We start from the raw sequence: 22,155 nt of genomic DNA on the forward strand, positions 1-22,155 counted from the left end.
GAAAGTTTAGGCACAATTTCAAAAAAAATGGCAAAAGCATCAGACATTAAAAATGGTAATATCCTTCGTTTCAACGGAGAATTGGTACAAGTAGAGGAGTTTCTACACCGTACGCCGGGCAACTTGCGTGCTTTTTACCAGGCCAGAATGAGGAATGTTAAAACCGGGAAACTGGTTGAATACAGGTTCCGTGTGGATGAAGAGGTGGAAATTTGTCGTGTAGAAACCAGCGATTATCAGTATCTGTATGAAGATGGTGATGCCCTGGTGGTGATGGACAATACCAGTTACGAACAGTTTAACATTCCGAAGTTGTTATTCGGTAAAAGTGTTCGGTTTTTGAAAGAAGGAATGAATGTGATCATTGCATTTGAAAGCGATGAGCCGATTATGGCACAGACGCCTTCGCATGTAGAATTAGAGATTACGTACTCGGAGCCTGCGGTTAAAGGTGATACGTCTACCAATGCATTGAAATATGCGACAGTAGAGACAGGAGTTGAAATAAAAGTGCCAATGTTTATCAATCAGGGCGATAAGGTTAAGATTGATACACGGACTGGTGACTATATAGAAAGAGTAAAATAAGAATTTTCATAGTTTAGTTTTAGGTTTAGGTTGATTGAGGCTTCGGAGTGGTTCCCGAAGCCTTCTTTTTTATGTGGTTTTTTTGGAGAAATCAATATGGAGGATTTGGATTGGTTTCTGAAGCTGTTGTTTTATTGTGAAGGTTAATCGTTATGGTTATCTTTGGGTATGACAAAAGCGGAGTTAAGGAAACATGCTGTTTTGCAGCGAAAGGGGCTTTCTGAGGAACAGGCTGCGCTTTATAGCAGGACGTTGTTAGGGCATTTTGCTTTGCAAGACTTTTCTTCGGTTAAGACAGTCCATGTTTTTTTGCCGATTGCCGAGAAAAAAGAGCCGGATACCTTTTTATTGATCGACTGGCTTGCGCTGCATCATCCGGAGATCCGGATTGTGGTGCCTAAGGCGGATTTTGAGACAGCATTGATGCACAATTATGTGTATATGGGTAGGGATGGACTGGAAAAGAATTTTTATGATATCCTGGAACCGGCTAAAGGGGACTTGCATACCGGGGAGGTAGATATGGTGCTGGTTCCGATGCTGGCTTTTGATCTGGATGGATATAGGGTAGGCTATGGAAAGGGTTTTTACGACCGGTTTTTGCAGGGTTTGGATACACGGAAAATTGGTTTGTCTTTTTTTGGACCAATTGGGCAGATTGAGGATGTCGATGCGTATGATGTTGCGTTGGACCTTTGTATTACGCCGGAAAAAGTATATCATTTTTAATGACGGTTTTAATTGCCGAAAGATTTTTTTGCTGAGGGGGTAACAAATTTTAAGTTTTCATGATATCACTCCAAAGGTTTGATTTAAACTAAAGGAATGAAATTATGAAAAAGTTAATATTAATGGTAGTGGCGGTTTTATTAAGCAGCCTTACCTGGGCACAAAACAGGTCGGATTCGACGGCAAATGATAAAGGAAGACTTCAGGTTTCGGCTTTTGGCGGCCTCAGCATGCCGATGGGCAATTATAAAAAGGAGCCAGGCCGGGCCAAAAATGGTTATTTTGCCGGTCTGGCCATAGACCAGTATTTTAAAGGTAATAAATGGGGTATTGGTATAGATGCCCGGTTTTTGAACCATGATATGCGGAAGTTTGACAGCGTATTTTTTGACAATGGGCACATTGCTACGGAATATCACAATCATCCTTCTTTTCAGCATATTGCGGTGAGCATAGGACCTACCTATAAAGCGATTTTTGGTAAACTGGATGTGGAGGCGTTTTTACGGGGTGGGGTATTGTTTGAAGGCTTTCCACAGTATACCCAGTCTGTGTATGTAAATGTGGCTTCAGGTCCTCCGGTCAATTTGTTTGACAGCTATTATACCAGCAATTCGAAAGAGAAAACAAAATCCTGGATGGGACTGGGCGGGATGCGTTTGTCTTATGCCCTGGGGGATAATCTGAGTGTATTTTTACAGGCGGACTATTTAAGGGCTTTTGGCAAAAGCTTCGGGTCTGATTCCAGTGAGTTTTATGTGACCAGCTACCAGGCTAAGAAAGCCATCACTGCTACTGATGTAATGAACGTAAAGGACGGACAAATCACCAACATATTAGATTTCTATGAAGAAAAACCAATTACTCAAAAAACTTTTGTACAGGCAGTAAATATAGGCCTGGGGATCAAATATACATTTGGCGGTAAACGCAAAGCTGCGGCAGCTGCGCCATTGACCAAAACGGTGGCACCACCTGCAGCCGCACAGCCGAAGGACATCCTGGTGGTGGTGAAGGACAGGCAAACAGGCCTAGCTTTAAGCGGGGTTACCGTGAAAATCAGCCGTAACCAGATCGACAATACTTCCATCAGCAATGCAGATGGGCAGGCGGAACGCATGATCGCTGCTGAAAAGGGCACCTATGAGATTACTGCGGTAAAAAATGGCATTGCCGCGATGCCTGTTGCCATTACAGCTGCTGATTTTGAGCGCTCGGGCCTGGTGATCTATAAAGAGATCTATCATGATGATCCCCGTTTTACGCTGATTGGAGAAACCGTTCGGACAAATGACCATACTAAATTGCCCGGAATCGGAACGGTACTGACCAATACTTCGAACAGTACGAACATGAGCCAGATTTCGGATACGGAAGCTAAGTTTGTATACCAGCTGGAGCAGGCTTCGGATTACAGCATCGTGGCCAACCAGGCGGGTAAATTTTCGCAGACAGAAGGTGTGAGCACCAAAGGCCTGGACAGGAGTAAAACGCTGTACGTGACCTTGAAACTGGGGGTAAGCAACCTGGATGCCGGAGCGGTATTTGTACTTAAAAATATCCATTATGATTTTGACCAGTCGAACATCAGGCCGGATGCCGGAAGGATCCTGGACAACCTGGTAAATGTGATGTCGCAAAACCCGACGTTAAAGATAGAGCTTTCTTCGCATACGGACAGCAGGGGTAAGGATGCGTATAACCTGCGCCTTTCTCAGCAAAGGGCGGAAGCGGCGGTAAATTACCTGGTGAGTAAGGGGGTGGAGCGCAGCAGAATGCAGGCTAAAGGTTATGGGGAAACAAAGTTACTGAACCAATGTGCAAATGGGGTGGACTGTGCAGAAGATGCGCATCAGCAGAACAGAAGAACGGAAATAAAAGTTTTAAAGTATTAGTGCGTGAGGTTAGTAAAGTGGCGAAGCCCTGCAAATCATTTTGCAGGGATTTTTTAGCGTTGTGCTTTGATAAAGTCGCTGATGAGGCAGGCGATGGCTTTAGCAGCCATGCTTTCAGGGGTTTAATTCTAATAAGACGGGGCAGTGATCGGAATGTATCGCGTCGGCAAGGATGGATACTTTTTTCAGCTTTGGCAGCATCGGCTGGGTAGCCAGGTGATAATCGATACGCCAGCCCAGGTTCTTGGCTCTTGAATTGGCCCTGAAGCTCCACCAGGTATAATGGTGCGGGTCTTTATTGAAATACCTGAAGGTATCGATAAAACCGCTGTTCAGAAACAGTTCCATCCATTCCCGTTCCTCAGGCAGGAACCCGGAAGAGTTGGCATTGGATTTCGGGTTGTGGATATCCATCGCGGTATGACAGATGTTGTAGTCACCTGAAATGATCAGGTTAGGAATGGTTTGACGTAAACCGCTGATATAGGCCTCAAAGAAACGCATGAATTCATACTTTTTAACCTGTCGCTCATCACCGCTTGATCCTGATGGAAGATAGACGCTCATCAGGGAGAAATCGTCAAAATCCGCCCTTAAAATGCGGCCTTCCTTGTCTATCCATTCTTCGCCGCAGCCATATTCAACATGGTTGGGTTTGATGCGGCTCAGTATGGCAACGCCGCTGTACCCCTTTTTTTCGGCAGGAAACCAGTAATGGTGATAACCGAGCTGCTCAACGAGCGCAATAATTTCGGGGATTTGTGAGGGCAGCGCTTTCACTTCCTGCATGCAGACCATATCGGCATCGGTGGCCTGCAGCCATCCGAATAAGTTTTTTGTAGAAGCGGAACGGATTCCGTTGACGTTATAAGAGATGATTTTCATGTGTTATCATTTGTTTATCCTGATGGGCGCTCCATGGAGCATTTTTTCCAGTTTCCGGGCCTCCCGGCGTTTTAATATGCTGACCGTCATTTTTACATCTTCCAGGGGCCGGTTGTTACGGTCTGTCTTTATCACTGCGACCTGGTCGATCAGCTCAAGGCCCTTAACCACTTCACCATAAACGGTATAATTGCGGTCTAAATGCGGGGTGCCACCAATATTTTTATAAATTTCTCTTTGCCATCCGGGAATTTTAAACCCGGGACGTTTGTTTTCTACTTCATCCAGCTGTGGATCGGTAAATATTTTACCCTGTACCAGGTAGAACTGGCTTCCGCTGGAAGCTTTTTCAGGGTTGTTGTCTCTGGCGGCAGCCAATACCCCTTTTTTATGGAAAAGGCTGTCGCGAAATTCTGCCGGAATGGTATAGCCTACCGTCCCTTCACCGAGCAGTGTGCCTGATAGTGCCGTTTTTGAATCGGGATCTCCGCCCTGAATCATAAAGCCTTTGATCACCCGGTGAAAAAGGCTGCCATTATACATGCCTTTTTTGGCCAGTTTAAGGAAGTTATCCCGGTGCTGCGGGGTTTCATTGTACAGCATGATGATGCACTCCCCCATCTCTGTTTTGATTTTAACATAGGAATGCTTTGGCTTGGCAGGGAAGGCCGAAATAAAGCAAAGACAAAGAATTATGGTAAAATAACGCTTCATGGGCTTTTAATTAAATTGCTAAGTTATTTATTTAAGGGCACAATTTCTTATCATAGATCAACAATTGGAGCGCTGATTGGTTATAGCTTTGTAAATCATTTAAAACCATAAGAAAATGAAAAAAGTATTTTTATTCCTGATTGCCATTTCCATCAGTGTGGCCTCATTTGCACAGACGAAATGGACGGTAGACCCCATGCACTCCTTTGTGAATTTTTCGGTAAAGCACATGGGCATCTCTTTTGTTGATGGCTCATTTCATAAATTTGACGGCTCCGTTACAGCAGCAAAAGCCGATCTTACTGATGCGAAGATCAGTTTTACAGTGGATGTGAACAGCATCAGTACCAACGTAGCGCAGCGGGACAAACACCTGAAATCAGACGATTTCTTTAATGCTGAAAAATTTCCGGCAATGACCTTTGAAAGTACTTCATTTAAGAAACTGAGTGGCAATAATTATGTGCTGAGCGGAAAACTGACGATCCGTGACGTGACGAAAGATGTTAAATTTAATGTAGTTTTTGGTGGAACTGCCAAAGACCAGCAGGGCAATACCAAAGCGGGCTTTACGGCTACAACAAGTGTAAACAGGCTGGATTACAACATCAAATATGATCCGACCGGTATGGGCATCGCAAAGGATGTTAAGGTGACCCTGAACCTGGAATTTGTTCAGGCTAAATAAGCGGCCATGTCTGATTTAACTCAATTTAAAACGTTTACGGCAGGGCTGGAACAGCAGGAACAGCTGATGCCCGTGCTGTTTATTGGCCATGGCTCGCCCATGAACGGGATTGAGGACAATGAATTCAGCACCCAATGGGCTGCTATGGGCAGGGACATCACGCGGCCTAAAGCGGTTGTAGTGGTTTCTGCCCATTGGTTTACCCGGGGTACGCACATCACCGCCATGGATTTTCCGAAAACGATACATGATTTTGGGGGATTTCCGCAGGCTTTATTCGATGTGGAATATCCCGCGCCCGGAGATCCGCAACTGGCCATGGAAACTGCCGGACTGGTCCACAGTACAGTTGTTGGCCTGGATCACGACTGGGGCCTTGACCATGGCGCATGGACGGTGGTCAGGCACATGTATCCCGGCGCTGATATCCCGGTACTGCAGCTGAGTATTGACTATACCAAAGATGCAAATTATCATTATAGCCTGGCAAAAGAGCTCTATGCCCTGCGTAAAAAAGGGGTATTGATCTTAGGCAGCGGGAATATGGTGCACAACCTGAGGATGATGAGCTGGGAAATGATCAATGGAGGGGGCTATGACTGGGCGCTGGAAATGAATGATAAATTCAAAAATCTGATCCTGAACCGGGAACATCAGCCTTTGCTGAATTATCAGAACCTGGGGGCTGCGGCCATGATGGCCATCCCTACGCCGGAACATTACCTGCCCCTGATGTATACTTTGGGTTTGCAGAACGCGAAAGAGGAGGTTTCCCTGTTTAATGATAAAGCGGTAGCAGGCTCGCTGACCATGACTTCGGTGAGGGTTGGTTAAACTTAAAAGAATTTTTTAACCCATTTCAGCAACCAGAACTTGTTTTGGTAAGGTGGATAAATGAGGCGGCTGGTAGGAAAGACAGACTGAAATACCACAGCCCTTTCATGAGAAAAGGCTTTAAACCCAAAAAAACCATGGCTACTGCCCATGCCACTGCCATTTACCCCGCCAAAGGGTAGTTTAGGGTTTGAAATGTGCAGCAGTACATCATTCACGCAGACACCGCCGGACGAGGTGTTTTTTAGTACATAGCGGATGTTTTGCTTATTGGCACTGAAGAGATACAGGGCCAGCGGTTTGCTGCGGCTGTTTACCTGCGTAATGGCTTCGCTCAGGGTCTGATAGCTGATCAATGGTAAAACAGGGCCAAATATTTCTTCTTTCATAATGGCTGCTCCGGCCGGCAGCCGGCTCAGTACCGTTGGATAAATGCTTTGGTTCAATTCGTCCCTTTCGGCGCCCATGGAAGCAATGGCTCCTTTGTCAAGGGCATCATCTATTAAAGTGGCTATTCTTTTGAAATGTTTCTGGTTGATGATCTTCGCATAAACTTCTTCATTGAGCTGCCCGTTGGTGGTAAAGAACATCCTGGTTACTGCACTTTTATAATGTTCAATAAATCTTTGCTGCAGGTCCAGGGGAATTAAAACATAATCGGGCGCAATACAGGTTTGCCCCGCATTGATCAGCTTGCCCCAGGCAATTTTTTCAGCAGCTTTTTTCAGATCAGCTGTTTCATCTATGATCACAGGCGATTTGCCGCCCAGCTCCAGCGTTACTGAACTTAAGTTTTTAGCCGCCGCCTGCATCACAAGCTTGCCAATTGCCGTACTTCCGGTAAAAAAGATATGATCAAAGGGGAGGCTGAGCAAGGTGGTAGCTACTGCAGCATCACCGGCTATGCAACAGACTTCGCGTTCGTCAAAACAATCCCTGATCAACCGGGCAATGACCGCACTGCTGGCCGGGCTGAGTTCTGATGGCTTCAGTATCGCACAGTTGCCCGCAGCAATAGCGGAGATCAGCGGGCTCATTAAGAGCTGGAAGGGATAGTTCCAGGGCGCTATGATCAGGCAGCTGCCTTTGGGCTCATAATAAATCCTGTTTTTCGCGAGGAAACTGCTGATGCTTTTTCCGGCGCGCCTGGGCTTCATCCAGCCCTGCAGGTTTTTAATGGCAAAGTTAATTTCGCTGTAAATGAAAATCAGTTCTGTGATGGCGCTTTCAAACCTGTTTTTCCGCAGGTCGGTTTGCAGCGCGGCATAAATTTTTTCCTCATAGCTTTCAATTGCTGCTCTTAATGTTGTTAATTTATCAATTCTTTGTGCGGCATTGCTGTTTCTAAGCGTATATTTATGTTTTTGCTGGGCATCAAAAGCGGAACTGATCATTTGGCTCATAGGCTTGGTGTTTATTACCCGAAAGGGCTCATGCGTACAAAAAACAACAAAATATAACGAATAATAATATACCAATGAACAAAAGATTATTAATTGTTTTCGCATGCGCAGCATTTGCGCAGCTGGCCATAGCCCAAACGATTAAAACAGGGGTGCTGGTTGTCGGGAACAGAAATAATGCACTTGGCGCCGGATTCCAATCGGCAATGTCTGGTGCAAAAACGGTTCTGCTGCTGCAGGAACCGGATTTTGATCTTGCTGACCTGGATAAAAACCTGGCTTCTGGACTGGAACTGACATTTTTAAATAAAATGCGTAAGGCTAAAGGGATCAAGGACAGCACTGCTGCGGTTTACGTAGATGGTACAAGTGCCAATATGGTCCTTAAAACCTGGGGGGATAGCATAAAGAACCTGACTGTGATCAGGAACATCAAATGGTCCAGGATCAAAAGATCGGGGAACAACTGGAACGTATTGCTGGCGGATGGAAGGACCATTAAAGCAGAAGTGCTGGTCAATGCAGACCATACGGGGAACGTAAATACTTTGCTTGGCCTGCCAGCTGTAGCGAAACAATGGCATACACTGAGCTATGCGGATAATCTTTACCGCATAAATGTGGCTTCGGGCTACGCGGAAGGAGCGGCGACGGGCAATGTGTTCAGCTTGTACAGCTTGCTGCTTCCGGATCAGGAAAACCTGGTGGTATTGAGTGCCGCACAGCAAAGCATAGCCGGGGGGCAGGCCGCGGGTGCAACAGGAGCGTATGCCGCCTTTTTTAAAACCAAAACTTCCCTGGCCAGTTTAAAAGTGATCCAGCGGGAATTGATCGACCACAAGCTTTCGCTGATGCCCTTTGTAGATGTACCGCGTGCGGACAGCAACTGGAAAGCCATTCAGCTGATCGGCCTTTCTGGCTTCTTAAAGGCAGATATTGCCGGGGGAATTGCGCGGTTTTTACCAGATCAGGCTGTAACTACCGCCGAAATAAAGGAAGCTGTAAAAAGCTTTTACTATAAAGCACAGATCTGGTTTGACGATTACAAGGAAAGGGAAATGAGCATTGGGGCAGTGTTGAACCTGGTTTGTTTTGTAGGCAATAAATCGCCCGAAAATACGAAAGAAGAAGTAAAGAAGAAATGGAAAACAAGCCATCACTTTAAAACTGAATTTGACCCGAACCGCATCGTCACGCGCAGGGAATTTGCGGTGTTGGTCAATGAATATTTAAATCCCTTTGCGGTGAATATCGATAAAGCAGGAAGAGTCGTCAGGTAAGTGGTCATGGAAAGGATGTGGCTTTTACTTTGTTTACTCGTGTCTTCTGCGATGGCGCAGCAGCTGGCGCCTTTAACTGTGGAAAAGATCATGAGAGACCAGAAATGGATGGGCACATCCCCATCTGATTTCCGCTGGTCTGCCGACAGCAAAAAGCTATTTTTCCACTGGGATCCGGACCGTACCGGAAACCCGGAACTTTATCAGATCAGTCCGCCTGCGGTAAAGCCGGTAAAAGCAGTACAGCTGCGGGCAGAGAAGGCTGAAAAAGCAACAAGCAGAACAAGTGAAAACTTTATTTACGATCGGGTTAAAGATACCGTGTACCGGACCCCGACAGCGCAGATCCCGGGGATTAAGGACTTGCCTGCTTATCTTAAAGATTACCCCGGAAAACTGGAAGAACGCAAACAAAAGAATGCGGACAGAACCGTAGCGCTTTCCGGGCCATATTGGAATGAACAAGGAACAGCAGCAGTAATGTTTGCACGAGCACAGGACAATAAAGATCTGTGGTTGCTAAAAATAGATGGCGGAAGCAGCGCCCTGAGCTTGCTGGACCGGCAACATGATGAAGCCTGGGTTGGTGGTCCAGGTTCAGGAACAGTTGGCTGGCTGGATGCCGACCGGGTGTATTACCGAAGTGAGGCGAGCGGTTATGCACACATTTACCTGAGCAATATCAAAACAGGGGTAAAAAAACAACTGACTTCCGGCAATTGGGAAGTTCAGCAACTGCAGCTTTCCAGGGATAAAAAGACCTTTTATTTTACGGCAAATAAAGCGCATCCGGGGATCACGCATTTTTATAAAATAGGTGTAAATGGGGGGGATGTGCAGCAGATTACTTCGATGAAAGGCGGCAATAAGGTGTTGCTTTCTCCGGATGAGCGATGGCTGGCTATTCAGTACTCCTACATGAACAAACCCTGGGAGCTGTACCTGCAGGCCAACATACCGGGAGCAAAGGCAGTTCAGGTAACGAATTCGGGTTCTGCTGAATTTAATTCCTACCCCTGGAGGGAGCCAGCCCTGCTGTCTTTTAAAAACCGTTATGGTGATGAGGTGTATGCCAGGGTTTACCCGGCTAAATATGCCCATCCAAACCGGCCGGCAGTGGTATTTGTGCATGGCGCAGGCTATTTGCAAAATGTGCATTACTGGTGGAGCCAGTATTCCAGGGAATACATGTTCCATAACCTGCTGGCTGACCATGGCTATACCGTAATTGATATTGATTATACCGGCAGTGCGGGTTATGGCAGAAACCACCGGACAGGTATTTACAGGCATATGGGTGCCAAAGACCTGACAGACCAGGTGGACGGGGTAAAACTGCTGGTGGACAAATACGGGGTGAACCCGGGTCATGTCGGTATTTACGGAGGGTCCTACGGCGGCTTTGTTACCCTGATGGCCTTATTTAAGGAACCCGGGGTTTTTACCTGTGGCGCGGCTTTGCGCCCGGTAACTGACTGGGCCCGGTATAATCAGGGCTATACGGCTAATATTTTAAATGAACCTTACAATGATCCTTTGGCTTATCGGCGGAGTTCGCCCATCTATTTTGCGCAGGGTTTGAGGGGACATTTGCTGATGTGCCATGGCATGGTAGACAAGAATACACCTTTTCAGGATGTTGTGCGTTTATCACAGCGACTGATAGAACTGGGGAAGGAGAATTGGGAGCTGGCTGCTTACCCGCTTGAAGATCATGTTTTTACCCGGGCGGACAGCTGGACAGACGAATACAAACGCATTTTTAAGCTTTTTGAAGAAACCCTGAAAAATCCATAGTTATCAACTAATTTGTTTTTGTGCAGTATAGGTTTTCTCTATGACGTCATCAAGATTAAGTATCTGTTATATCTCCGCTTTGGTTGTTTTTGAAGGGGGATAGCCGTACCTTTGTGCCATCAAAAAAAACAATAAAACAACATATAATTATGGCAATAGTAGGTAAAAAATTCCCGAGTGTTAGCATTGATGCGATGTCTGAAATGGGCGATGATTTGAAGATCAATGTATTTGAAGAAGCAGTAAGCAAACAAAGCAAAGTTTTATTATTCTGGTATCCAAAAGATTTTACTTTTGTTTGCCCTACAGAACTACATGCCTTCCAGGCGGCCCTGCCTGATTTTGAAAAAAGAAATACCCTGGTGATCGGTGCATCCTGCGATACCAACGAAGTTCACTTCGCCTGGTTAAATACCCCAAAAGATAATGGTGGTATTGAAGGGGTAACTTACCCGATCCTGGCGGATACACACAGACACCTGGCTAATATTTTGGGTATTGTGGAGCAGGAAGTGGAATACGATGAAGAAGGAAATGAATCTTTTTCTGGTTCAAATGTAACTTTCAGAGCAACTTACCTGATTGACGAAACCGGTAAGGTTTTCCACGAAAGTGTAAATGATATGCCGGTTGGCAGAAATGTAAAAGAATATTTGCGCTTAATTGATGCTTATGCACACGTGCAGAAACATGGCGAAGTTTGCCCTGCAAACTGGGAAGAAGGTAAGGAAGCCATGAATGCCAACAGAACAGGCGTTGCAGAATACCTGAGCGCTAACTAATAAAATAGAAAATATGTTTTTAGAATTAACAGAAGATAACCTTCAGCAATATGTTGCGGACAATAACAAGGTAATGGTTCAGTATGCTGCATCCTGGTGTGGAAACTGCAGGATCATGAAACCGAAGTTTAAAAAGCTGGCTGCAGAAAATGAAGATGTTGCTTTCCTTATTGTTGATGCTGAAAAACTTCCGGGTTCGCGCAAACTGGCAAACGTTGATAATTTGCCAACTTTTGCTGCCTTTGAAGGCGGAGCCCTGGTTGATCAGGTTCAGACCAATAAGGCAGAAATTTTAAGTGAATTATTTGATAAGATCAAATCATGAAGATACCAGTTATAAGACAACTGTTTGAAAACAGCAGGCCCGAAGACCTGGAAGCTACTTTAACGGTTTTAGAAGCTTATTGTGAGTTCAGGGGTGTAAATGAGCAGGAGATTGATGTGGCGGGAGAACTGATCACCAATATCTGCGGTGCACTCGAGGTGCATGAAAGCGTGAAATCAGGGATGGGGGAAAGAGATGCACTGAATGCATTCGGGCAGAAGGTGATGGGTTCAATTGACCGGTAATTCGGCCTGTAACAAATAAAAAGGGAGATTCCATCGGAACCTCCCTTTTTTTGTTTGCCGCTATGATCCATGGAATGATCAAATATGGACTTTTACCTGATCGATTTCCCAAAAGGCGTAAACGCCAGGTTCATCAATTTAAAATGTTGTCTTCCAAATGGAATCCCAACAATTGTAATGCAGAGCAGCACACCAAAAAACAGGTGGGTTAGTACAATCCAGAAACCACCGAATAAGAACCAGATGATGTTCATTAGGGTAGATAAGCATCCGGTATTGGAAGAAGTATCGGTAATTTTGACGCCAAAAGGAGCAAGGCCAACGATAGCGAATTTAAAACATTGTATGCCAAATGGAATCCCTACAATAGTCAGGCATAGGATTAACCCGCCAAATATATATTCAAAGAAAATAAATATTCCGCCAAAAATAATCCAGATGATATTGCCAATTAAATTCATACAGTATAGACTTTAATAAGGCAATATAGTTACGGTAAAAAATTGCCCTGTTCCATTTGTCATTATAAATAATTTTTACAATACGAATATAATAACACCCATTTAAAAAGTCAGGGTGGCAGGCAATGACTATCGTGGAAATGAGCGGAAACAATTTACTCGTAAAACTGTTGTATTCGACGGCAAGATTATCAGATGTGCATGCATGCCCGGCATTAACTCCGGGCCCAATTCCTAGTAACTTCCGCTTAAATTTTTACCTTTATTAAATAATTTATTTGACTATGAAAGCGTTTTTGGGTACCGGCCTGTTGGGGGCAAATTTTGTGAAGGCAATGCTCCGCAAGGGAGTTCAGGTACAAGTATGGAACAGGACCTTATCAAAGGCAAAGGCACTTGAAGTTGAGGGTGCAAAGGTGTTCGAAAATATTGTTGATGCCGTAACAGGAGTTGACGTGATTCACCTTACCCTAAAAGACGATGATACTGTGAACAAGGTTTTGGAAGCTGCAAGTAGCGGCTTTTCTTCAGGGGTAACTATTGTAGACCATACCACAACCTCCAGGCAGGGCGCTGTGGAAAGAACAAAGCACTGGAAGGCCAGAGGGTTTACCTATCTGCATGCACCGGTATTTATGGGGCCACCCAATGCTTTGGAAAGCAGCGGGAACATGCTGGTTTCTGGTGATCAGCAGGTGATCAGCAGGTTGGAGCCAGCGCTTTCTGAAATGACGGGCAAACTCATCAATTTTGGTCCGGAAGAAGGAAAGGCGGCTGGTATCAAACTGATCGGCAATTCCTTTCTGATCTCGATGACCGCCGGCCTGTCTGATGCGCTTGCACTTGCAAAGGCGCAGGATATTGATCCTGCAGCTATAGCGGCGCTGTTTGCGGAATGGAATCCAGGGGCTGGCGCACCGGCAAGGCTGGATAAACTAAGAGAAGGGGATTTCAGCAAACCTTCATGGGAACTGGATATGGCCCGGAAAGATGCAGGACTGATGATGAGCGCCGCTGATGAAAAAGGCGTCAGGCTAATTGTTATTCCTGCCGTGGCTTCCCAAATGGATAGCTGGATAGCAAAGGGCCACGGCTCTGATGACTGGAGTGTGATTGCGAAGGATAACCTATAAGGTGTGCAAATCCATGGCCTGCAAATTTGTTATAAAAATTCAAGAGCTATTGCTATACCCTTAAGATGTATACATGTTTAATATTTTGATATGAGTTACAAGACGTTAACTTAATTTGTTTTAACGATGGCGAATTTTAAATGGAGACGGTTTAACTTTGCAGCTACATTTGATAAATTATGATCAGCATACTGAAAGCAGGGGCCGGCGATTTGAACACCTTGCAGGAAATCAGCAAAACTACTTTTTTTGAGACCTTCCGGGAAAGTAATACCGAGGAGGATATGAGGCAATATTTAGCGGTTAATTTCAGCCTGAATAAATTAACAGCTGAACTGGATGAGGTCATAAATGTTGATTCCAAACCTCATTTTAAAACGCCCTGAAACCGGGGCGGCTTGTTAGTGGTGAAAAAGGCCAGGGAATGGAAGAAAGTATCAAAACCAATCCGATAGTAAACCATAAGGCCATGATCCGATATTTTTGTTGTGAATTTTTTGCTTTACTGACTTTCTCCGATCCGACAGTAATAATAAAAACTGCGATGGTCATCATGGTGATGTGTTCCATTCCAAAAAACCTGATTTCCCTGAGGTGTACTGCTGTTTTAAAGTTATTCAGAAAATACCTGATGATTGGGCTGATAAGATATAAAGCGATACCGATGCAAAACTGAATCTGCAAAATTTTTACAGCGAGGAGCATAATAGTATTGTCAAAAGCGGAAAAATCCAGTTTCTTGAACTTTCCGTAGTACGCCCTGTAAATGGCAAAAAGAAGAGAAATAAGCACCAGCCAACGGATCAATGAATGTAAGGGAAGCAATATCTGGTACATTCTGTAAATATAAAAATAATAGACACAACACCTGAAATGGAAGCAATCATTAATGATTAGCTGGCACTGCATTCGAGATGACGACTGCTTTAGTAGCATGATGCTAAAATAAACTGCCTAAAAATTATAAAGACTGACTCCAAACCTGGGGCCAGTCTTTATAATGGGTATATGGTGACCTCCTTTAAGCGAGATTCCGGCCGGCATTTACAATACCATAAACGGTTCTTATGGCCAGCTTTTCGTAAGACTGCTGTTCCTCATCGGTAATTTCAGTTTGCAGTTGTTCCAGGGCGTAATGCTGGATCAATACCAAAGGCAGGACAATTTTTTCCCTTACGGCAATAGAGCGCTTCTCTACCGGGTAATTCTCCATCAGGGTTTCATGACCCGAAAGTTTCAGCAGCATGCTTTTAGAAAGCTCAAATTCATCGTGCAGCGTTTTCCAGAAGGCCCCGTATTTCTTGTCATTTGCAAAATGGGCAGTAATGGAGAAATCGGACTTGCTCATAGACATCATACAATTGTCGATGATCGTTTTGAAGTATCCGGATTCCTGGTATGTTTTGACTACTTTGTCCCAATTGCCCAGCTTTTCCTGGTTCTTTAAGGCTGTTCCCATGCCGTAGAAGCCCGGGATATTTTGTTTTAACTGGCTCCAGGCAGTTACAAAGCTGATCGCCCTCAGGTCTTCCAGCTTTAAAGCGCCACCGGAATTCCGTTTAACAGGCCTGCTGCTGATCGTGATCTTTGACAACAGGGTGAGTGGAGAGAATTTCTCGAGGTAGCTTAAAAACAAAGGGTGTTTGCGTAAGTCAACGAAAGCATCGTAGCTCTCTTTGGCCATTACATCCAGGAGGCCCTTATGCAGCGGATCAAGCAGAATGTTATGGGTTTCTTTAATTCCGGCAGACATTCCGGCGTTGATCAGTTGCTCAATGTTGAACTCCGCACTGTCTATAGAACCATACTGCGAACTGATCGTTTGTCCCTGTATGGTGAGCTGAATGTTTTTGTTGGCAATTTCTTTACCCATAGAAGAGTAGAAGCGGTGTGTTTTGCCACCGCCTCTTGAAGGCGGGCCACCACGGCCATCAAAAAAGGCCAGCTGTATGTTGTGGTTATCTGCAGTTGCTGTTAAGGCTACTTTTGCATTGAAAATAGACCAGTTGGCCATCAGATAACCCCCGTCTTTGGTACTGTCGGAGAAGCCCAGCATGATGTGCTGTTTGTTGCCCCTTCTTTTCAGGTGTTTTTTATAAAATGGATGCGCATAAAGGGTTTCCATAATTCCGGCAGCATCAGCAAGGTCATGTACCGTCTCAAAAAGAGGCACAAAATCTATGGAGAGGTCTGTTTCTTCCCAGCCGTTCCAAAGGAAAAGCTCAATGAGCTGCAGGATATCGCTTGCCTGCTGGCAATTGCTGATGATGAAACGGTGGCAGGCCAGCTCTCCGTTGCTCTCCTGGATCTGTTTGATCTCTGTTATGGTTTGCAGGGTATCGTTAACGAGCGGGTCCTTATTGTCAGCGTAGTTGAGCCTGGCGCTTTTAAAGGAAAGATTTTTGATCTTTTCTCCCTCTTCAAGGCTATCGTAATTTTCCGGAAATAAGGAGATGATCGGTTTGCTCTGGCGGCAAAAGGCATGCACGTCCCGCAATACACGGCTATCCTGTCTGATGTCCAGAGAGGCAAAATGACTGCCGTAAAGTTCGACCTTACGGATCAGGTCTGAAGCCAGGTCGGCAAAGAGACCGTCATGATCGTCCATCAGCGTAGTCCTGATGTTATTGAGGTTTTCAATTAAGAATTCTGCAATGTTTTCTGCTTTGATGCTAGGATCAAAAGCATTTTTGTATAGTACATCCTGCACAATGGCAAGGTGTTCTTCGACTCCTCTGAAGGTAATGCGGCGTTTCATGTTCCTGAAATCGCGGTAATAACACCTGAAAAGGATCTGTCTCAGCATTTTTGAAACCTGTATCGTCGAATCCGTGTGTACATTCGGGTTGCCGTCCCGGTCTCCCCCGGGCCAGAAGCCCAGTTCAATGATCTTTTTAGATTCCAGGTTGTAATCGTTAAGGCTTTTATCCACTTCAGCCTGGATATTAGCGGCGGCAAAGTAAAATACATTTTCCAGGTACCAGGCCAGGCTTAATGCCTCATCAACCGGAGTTGGGGATTTTTTATTGAAAAACGGCGTTTTACCCAGTTGCTGCAGCAGCAGGTTTATGCTGCTGATGTCGTTGGTTTTAATGGCCGTAGTGAGGTCGGTAATGATAGACAAGACACTGCCCGGATAAAACTGGGTGGGGTGTGCGGTCAATACCAGGCGCAGGGAAAACTCATCAATGAGCTTTTCAATCTTATCGTTCAGCGCTTTGTTGTCTATTCCTTTTTTGAGGTAAGCCAGCAGGGCGTTGTGTTCATCTGAAGCATTCAGCTTATTGAAAGAGGCATCTTCAACAGCATCAAACAATACCACCTGGCGTTCTATATACTGGATAAACCGGAACAGGAGGTCGATGATGTCTTTATTGGAATTGTTTTGGGTATACTTCTTAAAAAAGGCCTCAATAATCGCTGCTGGGGTTTGGTGGTTATTGATACCATCTTCGCAGTATTTAATAAATAGGGGTAATAAGGTACCGGTGTCTTTCACCTTGTAAAACGGAAGGGTAAGAAAAAGACTATTGTAGAGTTCGAACCTGGATACGACTTCATTGTTAAATATAGACTCTCTCTGACCTTTTGCTCGTTGTTTCTGCATCATAATTTTAACGAAATATTTTCGCGCTTAATTTACCACAAATCATCCAAATAACGGCCTAAAAGGGCTAATAAATTTATTTTGAATTATTTTTAAAAAACGGTAACTTAGATGCATAGAGATCCAAAACATCTTTTAATTGTTATTTTTTTGGGGTAAAAACAGCCGCCAGGATTTCCTGGGGGCTGTTTTTTTAATGCAGATCTGCCGGAACGGCAACATTCCTTTTAAATTTTTGCAGGTACAGCAAAGGGATAGAACACAACAGGATCAGTCCTGCTACCCAATAGGCATCGCTGTAAGTAAGCAATAATGCCTGTTTGGTAACGGTACCTTCTATCGCTTTGGTAGCCAGTGATTTTGCGTCCAGATAAGTATAACCTTTGGTCATGAAGTTATGGATAAAGCCGTTGAAGCGATCGGTAAAGGCAGGGTTGTATTCGTTGATATTGACTAATAAATTGCTGCGGTGAAAGCCCTGGCGCACATGGATCAGGGTGGTTAAAGCAGCAATGCCGAACGATCCGCCCAGCTGCCTCATCATGTTGTTGAGGCCGGAGCCCTGGCCGATTTCGGCCCCTTTCAGGTCCTGGATGGCCAGTGTGGTCAGGGGTACAAACAACAGGGCCATACCTACACCCCTGATCATCAATGGCAGGAAAAAATCATTTGTCCCTGATTGCAGGGTAGATTTACTGAGCATCGAACAGAACACAAAGAAGAGGAACATGCCTATGGTTGCCATAAACTGTGCCGGGATGTTTTTCTTCAGCATGATCCCTATAAAGGGCATCATGACGATAGTACATAATCCACCAGGGAAGAGCAATTCTCCCGTTTGAAGCGGAGAAAAACCCAGCAGGTTCTGGCAGAATACCGGGAATACAAATACGGAGCCATATAAGCCGAAACCGAGAATGAACGAGGTGAACATCCCAACAGAAAAGCTCCTGTGCCGCATGATCTTGAAGTTGACGATGGGATGGTCTGTACTCAGTTCCCTCCAGATGAACAACAGCAGGCCCAGTACTGAAGTTATGGCAAGGGCAGTGATGTAAGGTGTGGCAAACCAGTCTTCACTTTCCCCTTTTTCCAATACGGTCTGCAAACTGCCGACGGCTACCGCCAACAGCAGGATGCCCCACCAGTCTACCGGCATACCTTTACCATCCTTCGGTGTTTCCCGCACAAACATATAGGTACAGTACGCGGCGAGGATGCCGACAGGAATGTTGACATAAAAAATGAGTGGCCAGGTACTGATCTCGAGCAGATAACCACCAATTGTTGGACCGACAGTAGGACCTACTACGGCACCTAAGCCAAATAAAGCGGTGGCAATACCCACATCCTCCCGGGGCCAGGTTTCAATTAATATGGCCTGGGCAGTAGAAATTAAGCCCCCACCTGCCAGGCCCTGCAGGATACGAAAAGCAATCAGCTCTTCCAGGTTGGTTGCATTTCCACAGAGGAAAGAAGCAATGGTAAAAAGGACGATGGAAAAGAGAAAATAGTTTTTTCGACCGAAACGGCTGCCGAGCCATCCGGACATGGGCAATACAATCACATTGGCAACTGCATAACCGGTGGATAACCAGGCCACATCTTCCAGTGTGGCACCTAGATTACCCTGTATCTGAGGAATAGCCACATTTACAATCGTGGTATCGATCAGCTCCAGTAAGGATGCTGTGATCACGGTAAAGGTGATTACCCATTTTTTTAAACCTTTTTCGGCCATTGTTTAGTCTTTTATTGCAACAGAAACCTTAACGCTCATTCCGGGACGCAGTTTGGCAAGGATCTCTTTTGGAGCTTCGGTGATTTTTATTTTTACAGGTACGCGCTGCACCACTTTAACAAAATTTCCGGTGGCGTTATCAGGCGGAAGAAGAGAGCCTTTCGCGCCGGTGATCGGGGCAAAATTATAGACCTCACCGGTAACTTCAGCATCAGGATAGGCATCAACATCTATTTTAACTTTAGAACCGGGTTTGATGTCTTCCAGCTGGGTTTCTTTAAAGTTGGCCGTGATGTAAATGCTGTTGTCATTTACTACAGAAAAAAGGGACTGCCCTGCCTGTACCAGCTGGCCTTTCTGTACGTTCTTTTTAGATACGATGCCGGTTGCAGGGGCTTTAATCTCGGTATAGGACAGTTGTAAGCGCGCAAAATCTACATCTGCCTGGCGCTGGGTAACGCCATTGCTGCTCACGGCCAGTTGAGACTGAGTGGTGCCTACCTGTTTTACGGCAGCATTGTACTGGTCGTTTGCCGCAGTAAAAGCGGCCTGTGCCGATTCTTTTTGCGCCTTTGCCTGATCGAACTGTTGCTGGGTAACAGAACCGTCTTTTACCAGGTTGGCATAACGTTCATAATCTTTCTGGGCAAGGTTCAGCTTTACCCTGGCGGCTTCAATATTGGCCCTGGCGGTACTGGTATTGGCTGCAGTAGCGGCGATCTGCGATTCAGAAACGCCAACACCAGCGCTGGCGCCCTTTTGTCCGGCTAAAGCCTGCTCCAGTTTTACTTTATAGTCGCGGTCGTCCAGCTTAACCAGCACATCACCTTCATTAACACGGGTATTTTCTTCAAATTTTATTTCCTGTACATAGCCACCTACACGGGCCACAACCGGACTGATGTCTCCGTCAATCTGCGCATCGTCTGTATCTACGTGCTTGCTGTAATAAAGGTAGGCTTTGGTGCCAAATATGGCGCCTAAAATGATCAGTACGCCTAATATGATAGGGATAACTTTATTCTTTTTTTTCTTTTCAGTTGTCATTGCGGGAGTTTTTTTGGTGTTCATTGAGAAATTTTTCCGGTAGATTTTAATAAAGTGTAATAAGCCAGACCGGCATCAGCCCTGGCAAGTTCCAGGTTAATTTTAGCCTGGTACAGCAAGGTTTCGGCATCTATTCTGTCTATTGCCGAAGCCACATTGTTCTTGTATTTTGAAGCCAGTAACTTATCATTTTCGGTAGCCTGGGCTATGGATGTTTCCAGCACTTTAATCTTGTTCAGCGCCAGCTGATAGTTCTGGTAATTCCTGTTGATTTCTGTTTTAACCTGATCGGAGAGGATGTCTTTTTGAATGCTGACCTCCTTTTGCTGGATGCGGGCATCAGTTATTTTGTGCTTGTTGGTCCACAAACTGCCAATGTTCCAGGAAAGGTTGGCACCCAGGGTTACCGGCATAATATACTGATCTGTTGGCGGGATGAACTTGCCGCTCGGATTGATGTAATACAGGTTAGCCCCTACGCCAACGGTAGGCAGGGTATTGGTCTTAACCGACTTGATGTTGACATCGGCCACCTTATTTTGCAGGTCCAGCTGGCGGAGCTCCTGTCTGCCGGAAAGGGCGTTTTGCAGGTAAGTGTCTAAAGGGGCAATAGGTTTGGTAGCGGCATCAGGGTCTGCAATTTCTATTTGCGTGTTTTCATCAAGGCCCAGCAGGATATCCAGGTTGTAATTGATGATCTTCCTGTTGTTTTCGGCCTCCATATCTGTTAAAGAAACATTTGCCTGCTGCAACTGGAACCGGAGAACATCATTTTTGGTCACAATACCCTGTTCAAAAAAGCGCTGAGACTGCCTGAGCTGGCTTGCAATAGATTCCAGGTTCTGGGCGATGACGCTTTTACTTTGCAAAACCTTGTACAGTGAGTAATAGGTGTTGATGACTGCATAACTCACCTCTTCCTTGTTTTTATCGGCATCCAGCCGGGCCACATCGGCCAGCAGGCGGGTTGATTCTTCGGCATATCTTAGTTTGCCACCACCGTAAACCAGTTCTTCAATTGCTGCTGTACCTACAAAGGCATCGGCCCGTTTGGGCAGGTGGATCGGGTCGGCGCCGCCAATGCTTAACGTATTGGTAGGTATTTCGGCATGGTTATACAAAAAAGAAGCTTTTGCAGTAGGCAGGGCATTGTCTTTAACCACGTTGAGCTGTGCAATGGCCTGGTCTATTTTGTTCTGGGCTAACTTTAGATTTTTGCTGTTGGCTATTCCGAGAACAACAGCTTCCTGTAAACTCAGTTTTTTAACGTCCTGAGCGAAAATGGCTCCCGGGATCATCAGTGCCAGAAAGCTTAATCGGATGGTTTTATGTATCATTTTTTGGTGTTAAATACGTGATGATAAGGTCTTTTAAATGAGTGATCAGGCGGGCTGTAATGATTTTACGGTCGTCCTCATTGTTGATGTCTAGCGTAGTTCCTGAAGTAATTTTAGAAGGGGAAATGGCCACGTTGCTGATGGTACCCATTAAGGTAGCAATCAGCATCCTGACATCTACCGGTCTGAAGCTCCCTTCAGCAATGCCGTCGTTGATGATCTTTTCAATGACCAGTAAATTTTCGGCCATGGAATTCTTTATTTTAAAGAACATTTCCGGACGGTGTGGTAAAGAAAGTTCACGGTGCATCATTTTATGTAAACCATGGTTGCAAAGGATGCGTGAAGCATAGCCCTCAACTACTTTCAGTAATTTTTCCATTCCGGATAATTTATCCTGGCTGATGCTGTTGAGCTGGCTGGCGAAATCAGCGATCCTCTTACTCATGATCTCCATGAAAACCCCTTCCTTTGAACCAAAGTAATAATTGATCATGGCCATGTTTGCACCGGCTTCCCTGGCAATATTACGGGTAGAGGTGGCTTCGTAACCCAGCTCTGCAAATAGTTTCTCTGCAGCTTCCAGGATATTGGCCTTCTTGTCTATCTTTTCCATTTGATAATTTGTGGCAACAAAACTAATCAATCGATTGATTAGTTTTAA

22 protein-coding genes are annotated in these 22,155 nt (G+C 45.2%); 12 read left to right on the forward strand and 10 right to left on the reverse strand.

Annotated features, from left to right (window positions below):
• Positions 1 to 27: 27 nt before the first annotated feature.
• The 3 genes from efp to R2Q85_RS04530 all read left to right on the forward strand — a co-directional run bounded on the left by efp (position 28) and on the right by R2Q85_RS04530 (position 3,212).
• Positions 28 to 588: an elongation factor P gene (gene efp / locus R2Q85_RS04520; protein WP_316810553.1), complete on the forward strand. Its 561-nt coding sequence runs from the start codon at positions 28 to 30 to the stop codon at positions 586 to 588.
• 168 nt (positions 589 to 756) lie between these two features.
• Positions 757 to 1,317, forward strand: coding sequence for a 5-formyltetrahydrofolate cyclo-ligase (locus tag R2Q85_RS04525; RefSeq protein WP_316810554.1), 561 nt, complete (start codon positions 757 to 759; stop codon positions 1,315 to 1,317).
• A 104-nt stretch (positions 1,318 to 1,421) separates the two neighbouring features.
• Entirely contained in the window at positions 1,422 to 3,212 is a 1,791-nt protein-coding gene (locus tag R2Q85_RS04530; protein ID WP_316810555.1) for an OmpA family protein, read from the forward strand.
• A 114-nt stretch (positions 3,213 to 3,326) separates the two neighbouring features.
• On the opposite strand, the gene R2Q85_RS04535 is transcribed toward R2Q85_RS04530, so the two are convergent.
• Together R2Q85_RS04535 and R2Q85_RS04540 are read right to left on the reverse strand one after the other, a co-directional pair.
• Positions 3,327 to 4,097 (reverse strand): exodeoxyribonuclease III, encoded by a 771-nt coding sequence (locus tag R2Q85_RS04535; protein WP_316810556.1) that lies wholly within the window; start codon positions 4,095 to 4,097, stop codon positions 3,327 to 3,329.
• 6 nt (positions 4,098 to 4,103) lie between these two features.
• Positions 4,104 to 4,811 (reverse strand): peptidylprolyl isomerase, encoded by a 708-nt coding sequence (locus R2Q85_RS04540; RefSeq protein WP_316810557.1) that lies wholly within the window; start codon positions 4,809 to 4,811, stop codon positions 4,104 to 4,106.
• A 115-nt stretch (positions 4,812 to 4,926) separates the two neighbouring features.
• Here R2Q85_RS04540 and R2Q85_RS04545 point away from each other — a divergent pair, with 115 nt between their 5' ends.
• The gene (locus tag R2Q85_RS04545) at positions 4,927 to 5,499 is read left to right on the forward strand and encodes a YceI family protein (protein ID WP_316810558.1); all 573 of its coding nucleotides are present in this window, start codon (positions 4,927 to 4,929) and stop codon (positions 5,497 to 5,499) included.
• 6 nt (positions 5,500 to 5,505) lie between these two features.
• Complete coding sequence (ygiD, locus tag R2Q85_RS04550) at positions 5,506 to 6,333, forward strand: 4,5-DOPA dioxygenase extradiol (protein ID WP_316810559.1); 828 nt, start codon at positions 5,506 to 5,508, stop codon at positions 6,331 to 6,333.
• Between the two features lie 2 nt (positions 6,334 to 6,335).
• Here ygiD and R2Q85_RS04555 read toward each other — a convergent pair whose 3' ends face one another.
• Positions 6,336 to 7,736, reverse strand: a complete 1,401-nt coding sequence (locus R2Q85_RS04555) for an aldehyde dehydrogenase family protein (protein ID WP_316810560.1) — start codon at positions 7,734 to 7,736, stop codon at positions 6,336 to 6,338.
• 74 nt (positions 7,737 to 7,810) lie between these two features.
• Between R2Q85_RS04555 and R2Q85_RS04560 the strand changes: the two genes are divergently transcribed.
• The 5 genes from R2Q85_RS04560 to R2Q85_RS04580 all read left to right on the forward strand — a co-directional run bounded on the left by R2Q85_RS04560 (position 7,811) and on the right by R2Q85_RS04580 (position 12,165).
• Positions 7,811 to 9,016 (forward strand): hypothetical protein, encoded by a 1,206-nt coding sequence (locus R2Q85_RS04560; protein WP_316810561.1) that lies wholly within the window; start codon positions 7,811 to 7,813, stop codon positions 9,014 to 9,016.
• Between the two features lie 6 nt (positions 9,017 to 9,022).
• A complete protein-coding gene (locus R2Q85_RS04565; protein WP_316810562.1) occupies positions 9,023 to 10,813 on the forward strand; it encodes a S9 family peptidase in 1,791 nt (596 codons plus the stop codon).
• Positions 10,814 to 10,962: 149 nt separating this feature from the next.
• Positions 10,963 to 11,595, forward strand: a complete 633-nt coding sequence (locus tag R2Q85_RS04570; RefSeq protein WP_316810563.1) for a peroxiredoxin — start codon at positions 10,963 to 10,965, stop codon at positions 11,593 to 11,595.
• A gap of 13 nt (positions 11,596 to 11,608) precedes the next feature.
• On the forward strand, positions 11,609 to 11,920 hold the full coding sequence (locus tag R2Q85_RS04575; protein ID WP_316810564.1) for a thioredoxin family protein: 312 nt from the start codon (positions 11,609 to 11,611) through the stop codon (positions 11,918 to 11,920).
• On the forward strand, positions 11,917 to 12,165 hold the full coding sequence (locus tag R2Q85_RS04580; RefSeq protein WP_316810565.1) for a DUF6952 family protein: 249 nt from the start codon (positions 11,917 to 11,919) through the stop codon (positions 12,163 to 12,165). The genes R2Q85_RS04575 and R2Q85_RS04580 overlap by 4 nt, the downstream gene beginning before the upstream one ends.
• Positions 12,166 to 12,257: 92 nt before the next feature.
• Here R2Q85_RS04580 and R2Q85_RS04585 read toward each other — a convergent pair whose 3' ends face one another.
• Complete coding sequence (locus R2Q85_RS04585) at positions 12,258 to 12,626, reverse strand: YccF domain-containing protein (protein ID WP_316810566.1); 369 nt, start codon at positions 12,624 to 12,626, stop codon at positions 12,258 to 12,260.
• Positions 12,627 to 12,910: 284 nt separating this feature from the next.
• Between R2Q85_RS04585 and R2Q85_RS04590 the strand changes: the two genes are divergently transcribed.
• Both R2Q85_RS04590 and R2Q85_RS04595 read left to right on the forward strand, forming a co-directional pair.
• Positions 12,911 to 13,759 (forward strand): NAD(P)-dependent oxidoreductase, encoded by an 849-nt coding sequence (locus tag R2Q85_RS04590; RefSeq protein ID WP_316810567.1) that lies wholly within the window; start codon positions 12,911 to 12,913, stop codon positions 13,757 to 13,759.
• Between the two features lie 179 nt (positions 13,760 to 13,938).
• A complete protein-coding gene (locus tag R2Q85_RS04595; RefSeq protein WP_316810568.1) occupies positions 13,939 to 14,145 on the forward strand; it encodes a hypothetical protein in 207 nt (68 codons plus the stop codon).
• Here the strand turns inward: R2Q85_RS04595 and R2Q85_RS04600 are convergent.
• The 6 genes from R2Q85_RS04600 to R2Q85_RS04625 form a co-directional block, all read right to left on the reverse strand.
• Positions 14,132 to 14,596, reverse strand: a complete 465-nt coding sequence (locus tag R2Q85_RS04600) for a hypothetical protein (protein ID WP_316810569.1) — start codon at positions 14,594 to 14,596, stop codon at positions 14,132 to 14,134. The two genes, R2Q85_RS04595 and R2Q85_RS04600, sit on opposite strands and share 14 nt — an antisense overlap.
• 184 nt (positions 14,597 to 14,780) lie before the next feature.
• Positions 14,781 to 17,369: a phosphoenolpyruvate carboxylase gene (locus R2Q85_RS04605; protein WP_316810570.1), complete on the reverse strand. Its 2,589-nt coding sequence runs from the start codon at positions 17,367 to 17,369 to the stop codon at positions 14,781 to 14,783.
• A 190-nt stretch (positions 17,370 to 17,559) separates the two neighbouring features.
• Positions 17,560 to 19,107, reverse strand: coding sequence for a DHA2 family efflux MFS transporter permease subunit (locus R2Q85_RS04610; protein ID WP_316810571.1), 1,548 nt, complete (start codon positions 19,105 to 19,107; stop codon positions 17,560 to 17,562).
• Positions 19,108 to 19,110: 3 nt separating this feature from the next.
• On the reverse strand, positions 19,111 to 20,178 hold the full coding sequence (locus R2Q85_RS04615; protein ID WP_316810572.1) for an HlyD family secretion protein: 1,068 nt from the start codon (positions 20,176 to 20,178) through the stop codon (positions 19,111 to 19,113).
• Entirely contained in the window at positions 20,175 to 21,491 is a 1,317-nt protein-coding gene (locus R2Q85_RS04620; RefSeq protein WP_316810573.1) for a TolC family protein, read from the reverse strand. The genes R2Q85_RS04615 and R2Q85_RS04620 overlap by 4 nt, the downstream gene beginning before the upstream one ends.
• Positions 21,481 to 22,107 (reverse strand): TetR/AcrR family transcriptional regulator, encoded by a 627-nt coding sequence (locus tag R2Q85_RS04625; protein ID WP_316810574.1) that lies wholly within the window; start codon positions 22,105 to 22,107, stop codon positions 21,481 to 21,483. The genes R2Q85_RS04620 and R2Q85_RS04625 overlap by 11 nt, the downstream gene beginning before the upstream one ends.
• Positions 22,108 to 22,155 lie beyond the last annotated feature (48 nt).

Source organism: Pedobacter heparinus (genome assembly GCF_032678725.1).
Taxonomy (GTDB): domain Bacteria; phylum Bacteroidota; class Bacteroidia; order Sphingobacteriales; family Sphingobacteriaceae; genus Pedobacter; species Pedobacter heparinus_A.

Coding starts and splice junctions, on each gene's coding strand:
- R2Q85_RS04555 (WP_316810560.1), bottom strand. CDS start 7,736: ATGAGCCAAATGATCAGTTCCGCTTTTGATGCCCAGCAAAAACATAAA.
- R2Q85_RS04600 (WP_316810569.1), bottom strand. CDS start 14,596: ATGTACCAGATATTGCTTCCCTTACATTCATTGATCCGTTGGCTGGTG.
- R2Q85_RS04565 (WP_316810562.1), top strand. CDS start 9,023: ATGGAAAGGATGTGGCTTTTACTTTGTTTACTCGTGTCTTCTGCGATG.
- R2Q85_RS04605 (WP_316810570.1), bottom strand. CDS start 17,369: ATGATGCAGAAACAACGAGCAAAAGGTCAGAGAGAGTCTATATTTAAC.
- R2Q85_RS04575 (WP_316810564.1), top strand. CDS start 11,609: ATGTTTTTAGAATTAACAGAAGATAACCTTCAGCAATATGTTGCGGAC.
- R2Q85_RS04525 (WP_316810554.1), top strand. CDS start 757: ATGACAAAAGCGGAGTTAAGGAAACATGCTGTTTTGCAGCGAAAGGGG.
- R2Q85_RS04610 (WP_316810571.1), bottom strand. CDS start 19,107: ATGGCCGAAAAAGGTTTAAAAAAATGGGTAATCACCTTTACCGTGATC.
- R2Q85_RS04535 (WP_316810556.1), bottom strand. CDS start 4,097: ATGAAAATCATCTCTTATAACGTCAACGGAATCCGTTCCGCTTCTACA.
- R2Q85_RS04545 (WP_316810558.1), top strand. CDS start 4,927: ATGAAAAAAGTATTTTTATTCCTGATTGCCATTTCCATCAGTGTGGCC.
- R2Q85_RS04530 (WP_316810555.1), top strand. CDS start 1,422: ATGAAAAAGTTAATATTAATGGTAGTGGCGGTTTTATTAAGCAGCCTT.
- R2Q85_RS04570 (WP_316810563.1), top strand. CDS start 10,963: ATGGCAATAGTAGGTAAAAAATTCCCGAGTGTTAGCATTGATGCGATG.
- R2Q85_RS04585 (WP_316810566.1), bottom strand. CDS start 12,626: ATGAATTTAATTGGCAATATCATCTGGATTATTTTTGGCGGAATATTT.
- R2Q85_RS04580 (WP_316810565.1), top strand. CDS start 11,917: ATGAAGATACCAGTTATAAGACAACTGTTTGAAAACAGCAGGCCCGAA.
- efp (WP_316810553.1), top strand. CDS start 28: ATGGCAAAAGCATCAGACATTAAAAATGGTAATATCCTTCGTTTCAAC.
- ygiD (WP_316810559.1), top strand. CDS start 5,506: ATGTCTGATTTAACTCAATTTAAAACGTTTACGGCAGGGCTGGAACAG.
- R2Q85_RS04595 (WP_316810568.1), top strand. CDS start 13,939: ATGATCAGCATACTGAAAGCAGGGGCCGGCGATTTGAACACCTTGCAG.
- R2Q85_RS04590 (WP_316810567.1), top strand. CDS start 12,911: ATGAAAGCGTTTTTGGGTACCGGCCTGTTGGGGGCAAATTTTGTGAAG.
- R2Q85_RS04560 (WP_316810561.1), top strand. CDS start 7,811: ATGAACAAAAGATTATTAATTGTTTTCGCATGCGCAGCATTTGCGCAG.
- R2Q85_RS04625 (WP_316810574.1), bottom strand. CDS start 22,107: ATGGAAAAGATAGACAAGAAGGCCAATATCCTGGAAGCTGCAGAGAAA.
- R2Q85_RS04620 (WP_316810573.1), bottom strand. CDS start 21,491: ATGATACATAAAACCATCCGATTAAGCTTTCTGGCACTGATGATCCCG.
- R2Q85_RS04540 (WP_316810557.1), bottom strand. CDS start 4,811: ATGAAGCGTTATTTTACCATAATTCTTTGTCTTTGCTTTATTTCGGCC.
- R2Q85_RS04615 (WP_316810572.1), bottom strand. CDS start 20,178: ATGAACACCAAAAAAACTCCCGCAATGACAACTGAAAAGAAAAAAAAG.